Annotated in this window: 8 protein-coding genes; 4 read left to right on the top strand and 4 right to left on the bottom strand. The window is 64.9% G+C overall.

Going from position 1 to position 4743, the window contains the following annotated elements; all coding sequences use genetic code 11:
• The coding region (locus tag AC1DHX_RS20230) for a LuxR C-terminal-related transcriptional regulator (RefSeq protein WP_476900422.1) at positions 1-462 on the top strand (462 nt) is incomplete at its 5' end.
• Between the two features lie 48 nt (positions 463-510).
• On the opposite strand, the gene AC1DHX_RS20225 is transcribed toward AC1DHX_RS20230, so the two are convergent.
• From AC1DHX_RS20225 to AC1DHX_RS20215, 3 genes are all read right to left on the bottom strand, one after another.
• Positions 511-903, bottom strand: a complete 393-nt coding sequence (locus AC1DHX_RS20225; protein WP_476849251.1) for an SHOCT domain-containing protein — start codon at positions 901-903, stop codon at positions 511-513.
• 171 nt (positions 904-1074) lie between these two features.
• Positions 1075-1230 carry a hypothetical protein gene (locus tag AC1DHX_RS20220; RefSeq protein ID WP_156945122.1) on the bottom strand — a complete coding sequence of 52 codons (156 nt, stop codon included), beginning with the start codon at positions 1228-1230 and terminating at the stop codon, positions 1075-1077.
• A 94-nt stretch (positions 1231-1324) separates the two neighbouring features.
• Positions 1325-1801: a VOC family protein gene (locus tag AC1DHX_RS20215; protein ID WP_476857038.1), complete on the bottom strand. Its 477-nt coding sequence runs from the start codon at positions 1799-1801 to the stop codon at positions 1325-1327.
• Between the two features lie 139 nt (positions 1802-1940).
• Here AC1DHX_RS20215 and AC1DHX_RS20210 point away from each other — a divergent pair, with 139 nt between their 5' ends.
• Both AC1DHX_RS20210 and AC1DHX_RS20205 read left to right on the top strand, forming a co-directional pair.
• Complete coding sequence (locus AC1DHX_RS20210) at positions 1941-2384, top strand: DUF3054 domain-containing protein (protein WP_476849253.1); 444 nt, start codon at positions 1941-1943, stop codon at positions 2382-2384.
• 88 nt (positions 2385-2472) lie between these two features.
• A complete protein-coding gene (locus AC1DHX_RS20205) occupies positions 2473-2754 on the top strand; it encodes an Lrp/AsnC family transcriptional regulator (protein ID WP_028276733.1) in 282 nt (93 codons plus the stop codon).
• Between the two features lie 74 nt (positions 2755-2828).
• Here AC1DHX_RS20205 and trpD read toward each other — a convergent pair whose 3' ends face one another.
• Positions 2829-3890, bottom strand: a complete 1062-nt coding sequence (gene trpD, locus AC1DHX_RS20200; protein WP_476900421.1) for an anthranilate phosphoribosyltransferase — start codon at positions 3888-3890, stop codon at positions 2829-2831.
• A 148-nt stretch (positions 3891-4038) separates the two neighbouring features.
• Between trpD and ctaE the strand changes: the two genes are divergently transcribed.
• A complete protein-coding gene (gene ctaE / locus AC1DHX_RS20195) occupies positions 4039-4677 on the top strand; it encodes an aa3-type cytochrome oxidase subunit III (protein ID WP_476900420.1) in 639 nt (212 codons plus the stop codon).
• The last annotated feature ends 66 nt before the right edge of the window (positions 4678-4743 follow it).

The raw sequence follows: 4743 nt of genomic DNA, 5'->3' as shown, positions 1-4743 counted from the left end.
GTCGAGGAGTGCCCGCACTCACGGGTCATTGTCCTCACGACGTTCGATCTCGACGAGTATGCCTTCGCGGCCCTCCGGGCCGGTGCCAGTGGTTTTCTGCTCAAGGATGTGGGGCCAGCTGAGTTGCTCGCTTCCCTTCGGGCCGTCGCCGGAGGAGACGCCGCCATTTCCTCCCGGGTCAGCCGCCGGATGCTGGACCTCTTCAGCCAAAGGCTTCCCTCCGGTCCCCCGGCCGCGGGTGATGAAGCGGTGGCATCACTGACACAGAGGGAACGGGAAATACTCTCGGCCATTGCGCTGGGACTCACAAACACCGAGATCGGGGAACGACTGACCGTGGCGGAATCAACAGTCAAAACCCACGTGGGCCGCATCCTCATGAAACTCGGGCTGCGCGACCGTGTGCACGCCGTCATCTTCGCCTACGAACATGGCCTGGCCAGCTACCGGCGGCCGAACTGACCGGTGGTCCGAGGGCGGGAAATGCACCTATAGGACGCAGCGGGACGGTCAGGCCTGGCTCAGCGCCTTGGCCTTGACGGCGTCGAATTCGGCCTGGGTCAGGGTGCCGGCGTCGAGGAGTTCCTTGGCCTTTGCGATTTCCTGGGAGGGGGACGCCTTGGCCACGGAGCGGATGTATTCCGTTGTTGCGGCTTCGGACTGCTGGGCACTGCGGGCCTGGCGCTCGGCCATGCTGCGGCCCCGCGCGATCAGGTACACGAGAACCGTGAGGAACGGCACAAAGACCAGGAAGATGATCCACACAGCCTTGAGCCAACCGCTGAGTTCGTGGTCCCGGAAAATATCCGAGATAACTGCAAACAGCGCGAAAAGATACGCGATGAACGCGAATGACCAAAAGAACAGCCAAATGAAGTTCCAGAATTGCTCCACGGGAGCCATCCTTCCGTTCTGAGGAGGCCCTGCTGGCATCCTTAAGCGCCAAACTAGCCCCCCCGGGCCGTGCCCCGTTAGGACCAAAGGGCCCGAATTCGGCGCGGGAGCGCCTCTCTGCGGGGTCACCAGAAGGAACTGTGGAGCAGGCGCGGGATGGCGGAACCGGAAGCGGCGGGCCTAGAAGAAGTGCAGCTCACTGGCCGCGTCCGGCGAGGGGTGCACCACGGGAGCCTGGCCAAGTTCGAGCAGGATGTCGTTAATGCTCAGCTGGCCGTCCAGCTGAGGATCCAGCTGCACCGGAACACCAGCCTCCGGAACGGCGTCGCTACTCATGCCACGATCATATGTGCGGACAGTCCCTGGGCCGGGGGGCCACGCCGACCGGGGTCACGGACAGGGGCACCCGACGCCACGCGGACCAGGGGCGTCATGCGCCGTCGTAGGCCTCCTGCAAGGCGGCGATGTCCAGCTTGCGCATGGCGAGCATTGCCTGCATGGCACGCCGGGCGCCGTCGGGGTCGGGGCCGGCGATCAGTTGTCCCAGCACGGCCGGCACAACCTGCCACGAGACCCCGTACCGGTCCTTGAGCCAGCCGCACTGGCTTTCCTGGCCGCCGTCGGTCAGGGCCGACCAGTACCGGTCCACTTCTTCCTGCGACGCGCAGTCGATCACAAAGGACACCGCCTCATTGAAAGTGAAGGCCGGACCCCCGTTCAATGCCGTGAAGGTCCGCCCGTCAAGCAGGAACTGAACGGTGATGGCCTGGCCGGCAGGCCCGGGACCGCCGTCGCCATACCGCGAGACATCGAGGATTTTGCCGCCGTCGAAGATGGAGACGTAGTACTCGGCGGCTTCCTCGGCCTGGCTGTCGAACCACAGGCAGGTGGTGATCTTTTCGCTCACAGCGCTCCCCTTGCGTTTGCCGCGCCGCCGGCAGACTCCGGCGGCGATCAGCGGCATGGGGCCGAGCCTAGCCCGGAGGTGACTTCACACACAACGGTCCCCGCCCGGAGCCCATCCTGACGGGACTAGGCTTGGATGTATGCCTTCTCCAACCCCCAAACTCCCCCGCCCGTCCGCCCAGGACGCTCCCCATTCCGGCCTCCGGCCCGCGCAGACAGCAGCCCTGGCAGCATGCGCGGATGCACTCCTGATTCTGCTGTTCGCGGCGATCGGGCGCGACGCGCACCAGCGCGGGGAAATTATCACCGGCGTCTTTGCGACGGCGTGGCCGTTCCTGGCAGGCGCGGCACTGGCATGGCTGGCCCTGCGGCTGTGGCATGACCCCCTGCGGGTGTGGCCCGCCGGCGTCGCTGTCTGGCTCGGAACCGTCGGCGTGGGGATGATCCTGCGGGCCCTCACCGGGCAGACGGTGGTGCTGCCCTTCATCATCGTGGCCCTGCTGAGCCTGGCCGTTTTCCTCCTGGGCTACCGCCTTGTGGCCGCGGGCGTTCGGCGGCTGCGTTCACGCAGCCGCCAGGCCTAATGCACTAGGCTTGCAGAAGATGGCAGCGCCCGTGCAAGGGCCGCCGACAGGCCCGCAAACGGCGCAACCGATCCGGAAAGGTTCACACGTGGTCACCGCATTCGTCCTGATCAAGACAAACGCTTCACGCATCCCGGAGACCGCCGAGGAAATCTCCGCCATCGCCGGCATCAGCGAGGTCTATTCCGTAACGGGCGAGTGGGACCTGATCGCCATCGCCCGGGTCGCCAAGCACGAGGACCTGGCGGACGTCATCGCGGACAAGCTCTCGAAGGTTCCCGGCGTCGCGCACACCACAACGCAGATCGCATTCCGCGCTTACTCCCAGCACGACCTCGATGCGGCCTTTGCCCTCGGATTCGAGCAGTAGCGAACAACCGAATTACGAACAGCTCACATGAGACGGGCCCGGCAGAAATCTGCCGGGCCCGTCTCATGTGATCTTTAGGCTGTCTGCGACAGGGCGACCCACCTGTCCAGCACCGCGGCCGCGGCTCCGGATTCAATGGACTGCTCGGCGCGGTTGAACGCGGCGGCCATGCGCTCCGCCAGCGGACCCACGGCGTCGAGGTCGAACGCCACCAGCCCGGCCGCGGCGTTGAGCAGCGCCGCATCGCGGGCCGGCCCCGGCGCACCGCTGAGGACAGCCCGGACGACGGCGGCATTGGCCACCGCGTCCCCGCCGCGCAGTTCCTCCAGCGTGGCCGTCCGGATGCCCAGATCGCGCGGATCAAACATCGCTTCAGTTACCTCACCGTTGCGGATCTCCCACACCCGCGACGGGCCGGTGGTGGTGAGCTCATCCAGGCCGTCATTGCCGCGGAAAACCAGGCCGCGGCTGCCTCGCTTGGCCAGCACTCCGGCCACCAGCGGGGCCATYYGCTCATTGGCSACGCCCACCGCCGASGCCTGGACATGKGCSGGGTTGATCATKGGSCCCAGGAAGTTGAASGCCGTCGGMACGCCGAGTTCGCGGCGGGCGACGGCGGCATGCCGCATGGAGGGGTGGAAAACCTGGGCGAAGCAAAACGTGATTCCCGCCTCTTCGGCGTTGAGTGCCACGCGGGGAATGGGGAGATCAAGCCGGACGCCGAGGGCCTCCAGGACATCGGCGGATCCCGACGAGGACGACGACGCCCGGTTGCCGTGCTTGACCACCCGGGCACCCGCTCCCGCGGCGATAAGGGCGGCCATCGTGGAGATGTTGACAGTGTTCTGCTGGTCGCCGCCCGTGCCCACGATGTCCAGCTTCTCACCGGCAATGTCAATGGGGTTGGCGTTGGCGATCATCGCCTCCACCAGGCCGGCCAGCTCATCCACGGTCTCGCCCTTGGCACGCAGCGCCACCAGGAAACCCGCCACCTGGGCCGGCGTCGCCTCACCGGACATGATGGAATTCATGGCCCACTCAGTGCTCCCGGCTGTGAGGTCGGCGCCGCTGATGAGTGCGTTGATGAGCCGCGGCCAGGTGTTGCCTGCCGCCTGTGCAGATGCCTGTGAAGTCACCTCCCGATGCTATCGAGGTCGGCCCCGCAAAGACCAATGTGAACCCCGCCGGGAACTTTTCCGCGCGAATTCGCGTCTTTGTAGAAAAAGTCCTCCGAAAACGCGGTTTGCGTTGGGCAGGACGGACTTTTATAGACATAATGTCTATGTGACATCTGCGACCCATGCCCCCAGTACCCCGGCGCACCCGACGCTGAACCGCCCGAACATGGTTTCTGTTGGAACCGTTGTGTGGCTGTCCAGTGAGTTGATGTTCTTCGCCGGTCTCTTCGCCATGTACTTCACACTCCGTTCGACTTCCGGACTGATGTGGGCCGAAGAGACAGCCAAGCTCAACTTCCCGTTTGCGCTCGTTAACACGATCGTCCTCGTGGCAAGTTCCTTTACTTGCCAGATGGGCGTCTTCGCTGCCGAGCGGCTCCAGCCGCGCCGGACCGGCGGACGCTTCAGCTTCACCCAGTGGGGGATGAACGGATGGTTCATCCTGACGTTCCTCATGGGTGCCTTCTTCGTCGCCGGCCAGGCGACGGAGTACGCCATGCTCGTTTCCGAGCATGTCTCGCTGTCCTCCAACGCCTACGGTTCGGCSTTCTACATMACSACSGGCTTCCACGGCCTGCACGTYATCGGCGGYCTGRTTGCCTTCCTSCTCATCATGGGMCGSTCCTTCGCCGCSAAGAAGTTCGGACACTTTGAGGCAACTTCAGCGATCGTCACCTCGTACTACTGGCACTTCGTGGACGTCRTCTGGATTGGCCTCTTCCTGGTCATCTACGTCCTCAAGTAGTCAGCTTGACTCTTTTTCTACAAGAGGCAGAATTTCAAGAAGCGGCTCCCGGAGCCACCGCAGGAT

The organism is Arthrobacter sp. 05N33_2, from assembly GCF_056397425.1.
This window is presented reverse-complemented; position numbering and strand designations above follow the sequence as displayed.

What these genes read in the sequence shown, in the direction of transcription:
- AC1DHX_RS20210 (WP_476849253.1), top strand. Translation starts at nt 1,941, where the DNA reads ATGCCTTCTCCAACCCCCAAACTCCCCCGCCCGTCCGCCCAGGACGCT.
- AC1DHX_RS20225 (WP_476849251.1), bottom strand. Translation starts at nt 903, where the DNA reads ATGGCTCCCGTGGAGCAATTCTGGAACTTCATTTGGCTGTTCTTTTGG.
- AC1DHX_RS20220 (WP_156945122.1), bottom strand. Translation starts at nt 1,230, where the DNA reads ATGAGTAGCGACGCCGTTCCGGAGGCTGGTGTTCCGGTGCAGCTGGAT.